The sequence below is a fragment of the Nostoc sp. genome (assembly GCF_036917455.1).
Classification (GTDB): Bacteria; Cyanobacteriota; Cyanobacteriia; order Cyanobacteriales; family Nostocaceae; genus Nostoc.
This window is the reverse complement of sequence record NZ_JBALDK010000079.1, coordinates 1-3,421: the sequence shown is the minus strand read 5'-3', so window position 1 is coordinate 3,421 and position 3,421 is coordinate 1. Positions and strand designations below refer to the sequence as shown.

General features: G+C 35.8%; 2 protein-coding genes. Both read right to left on the bottom strand.

What is annotated here, in order from left to right; translation table 11 throughout:
- Positions 1 to 2,273: 2,273 nt before the first annotated feature.
- Complete coding sequence (locus V7K42_RS08770) at positions 2,274 to 2,510, bottom strand: hypothetical protein (protein ID WP_334915369.1); 237 nt, start codon at positions 2,508 to 2,510, stop codon at positions 2,274 to 2,276.
- A gap of 52 nt (positions 2,511 to 2,562) precedes the next feature.
- Positions 2,563 to 3,021 (bottom strand): winged helix-turn-helix domain-containing protein, encoded by a 459-nt coding sequence (locus tag V7K42_RS08765; protein ID WP_334915354.1) that lies wholly within the window; start codon positions 3,019 to 3,021, stop codon positions 2,563 to 2,565.
- Positions 3,022 to 3,421 lie beyond the last annotated feature (400 nt).

Below are 3,421 nucleotides of genomic sequence, written 5' to 3'. Positions count from 1 at the left end.
AGTTTACTATCCTTTAATGAATGCTTTTTTTACAAAAAACAAAGTAATAATTGTTCTCTAACACTGTTACTTTTAATAGCCTCACTAAGCGTGGTTGTTTACAAATTAGATAATAATTGTTTTCGAGCAAATATTCGTGTTAGTACAACATAAGTGACTGAACTCATCTTTTAATTTTTTATCTGTATCTATCTCTATTACTACGCAATCGTCTATGATTAAACTTTAATTAATGGTATTTAATTAATCGCATCCTTCTGTTTCATTGGGTTAACTCTTTTTGCTGATTTGAATTTTTTAAATACTTGGTATGTTATTTAACTGCATTGTTCCACCCTACTTAAAGTAGATTTTTTAAGAATTACAATTATTTAGTTATATTTTTCGGAAAGTACAGTTATATATCAAAGATTGTTACTCAACTATTTCAACTATTTTTTTGGTTTCCACTTTTTGATCATCAATAATTGTTTCTATACTAAATAGACTTTTTGGCTCCTCTGTAATGGATAAATCTTGAATTACTGAATAACTATTACGAATTGCTTTTTGCTCCGTTCTGCATAAATGTCCTTGAAAAGCGCTTCAATTTTATATTGGGCTACAATATTTCTCGACAATTGTTATCAGACTAGCAGGGATTTATACGCTCCAAAGGGTTTCACCCAGGCTGTGATAGTAGCTGCAACTGTGGCATAACTACCCTCTTTCTGTGATTAAGATTATGCCAGAAATACCATCTAACCCAGCCAGTTTTTACGATTTCATCTATTGAACTTACCTCCAATTCTTACAGTCTTAGTTAAACAATAAAGTTAATATTGACGGTAATCCCTGATATTTAGTAGTACAGAAGCTTACTTACCTGATGAGCTTTAGAAGTGAAGTAAAAGTTTACCTTCAAATAACCAGAGGTAAGCTTATTTAAAGGTAAACTTTTACTTTAGTTTATAAATCATCTCAGATTTGCCAATAAAATGCAATACCACTTAAGAAAGTTAAGCAGACAGTTAAGACAGTTAAGACAGTTAATAAAAATATTTAAAATAGTTATTGAATATTGAACAAAAATTCAGAAGTCAGAATCCCTCACGAAGATTGATTCTGACCCACCGCTCATTAAAGACCACCAAATCTACGATTTCGTGGGGGTTTAAACCCGTTTATTCATCCGCGACTCGTACATAATTCATACCTATTTTCTGGCTCCTAGATTCTGTTTTGATAAGTATTCTTTGGAAGTCTCCTGAAGCCAAACTTTCGCCCGACAAACACGTTTCCTTTGTGAGAGAGAGCTAGACTAGCCCTTTTAAGGTGCGACCAAACGAAAATCATCACTTGCCAGGGCAGACTTTGATGTTGCCGGATAATAAAGTAGCCTTGGTAAGCAGCAACACCGAATAAAAACTTGAGTGTACAAAAATTTAGGTCTGCTTTTCCATTCATCTTCTTCAACGGTTGGTAGTAGTCAGTCAATAAATAATTGAGGGATACATGAACAGGGTAATCTATAAGATATCTAGAGCAATTTCATCTGTGATGCCGAAGAAAAAATACATCGTCTCTCTAACACCTGAAGAGAGAGCATACTTAGAAAAATTCGCAACGATAGGTAGAAGTTCTGCGTATAAAATTAATCATGCACGTATATTACTGCTGGCAGATACTAACTATGAACAAGGGGGTTGGGTAGATTAAGCGATCGCTTCGACTCTAAACATCAGTGGCTCAACAATTGAAAGGATAAGACAGCGATGTACTAGCATCGTGAACAGGACGCGCTGCCGTACCAGCAGCATTGATAGCTGCGGCAAAAGCTGTGCGTGGGTAGATTATTTCTAAAAATCTCAATCCAGCAGGAGAAAAATATTGAGTTCACCACCATGTTGAAACTTCCCCCCAAAGCCAACACAAGTACCTGAAGGCGAAGGGTTATGATAGGAATGCCCGTGGGTATTACTATAGTTTGCGCCATAAATAGTACACTTGTGACAAATAAGAGTAGAAAAACATATTCAATTTATTGTATTTGTATATACTCTTAACCGCCACATATTCCAGCAAATACTTTTATAGATATTTCTGCTTTAAATCCTTATTTCGATTGTAAACCCATGTTTATACGGTGTAATAACCTAGTTAATTATTTAATTTATTAATTTGAAAATATACTAACTAAACAGAATCCTATTTATACTTATATTAAACGTTCAGTTATTTTTAAGAACTGAACATTTTTAGCAAATTAACATAATCAGCCTAATAAACCACGTCTATCTTGAAACCCGTAGTTTTTCCCCATCTTCTTCAAGGTGATTTTTCACCCACAAGCGCTCGCAAATTTCAACAGGACGGGAATTAATATCTTGTTCAAAGAAATGAACCCGTTCAATTAATTCAGCAGGTGACTGGTAGCATGTATGATAAGTTACATCTTCACGCAACCATTGCTCCCGGTGTTCCACAGGCATAAAGTCAGGGCTGTAACCAGGTAAAGGTTCCAGGTTGATTTGTAAAATCTCTAATGTTTCTTTGACAGTTTGAGAACGGTGATAAGGAGCACTATCCCTTTCTTAGAGTCATGTCGCGTTCTGGAAACTCAGTTCTCAGATGTTTTAAAACATCAATTGTATTGAATTGATCTGCTTTTAAATAAGGAAAAATTTTGACTTTGGCATAGTTGTAAACATAGATCCCATAAAAGGAAACCTTGGTTCTTCCTGGAGAATTGGAACTAACCCAAAAACGTTCTCCTTTAATCGACCAGCCATAACCTTCATCGCTGTCAAGATGAATGTGTGCCTCATCGAGAAAAACCAGTAAGTGACCATTGTTCAGAGCATCATCGAGTAAACCCTGTAGTTTTTCTAAATACTCAGCACGTTTTTTGCTGTTGGCTTTATTTAACAGTTTCCGCGCTTTCTTCCATGAAAATCCTAAATTCTTGAGAGTCTTACGTACTGATTCACGACAACATTTGAGATTAAATTGATTGTCAATCCAAGCTACTAAACGCTTCAACGTCCAACGAGGTAAAAACTCTTGATTCTGCTTTTTTTGCTGAGGTGCTGTTGCTGCAAGCTCTAAGGTTTTACGAATCTCTCTATCAATTGCTTTCTCTATCTGTTTTGAAAAAGGGGGGGATGACCACCTGTATGTTGATACCGCAGTACTTCTATACCTGAAATATTGTAACTATGTACCCACTCCATGATTGTTTGGGGGTTGCGTCCTGGGAATTTGATTCCGGTTCCCCCTTTTTTAAGGTGGGTTAGGGGGATCAATAAGTGCCTAAAATCACAGCCAAAGACTTTTCAAACAACCTCTTAGCTCGACTTTATCCAAAATTAAGAACTTGCTTCTCTTGTATCGGCAAAACCCTAGCTTTTCGGCAAAAACTTTTTCCATATCACTGATTATC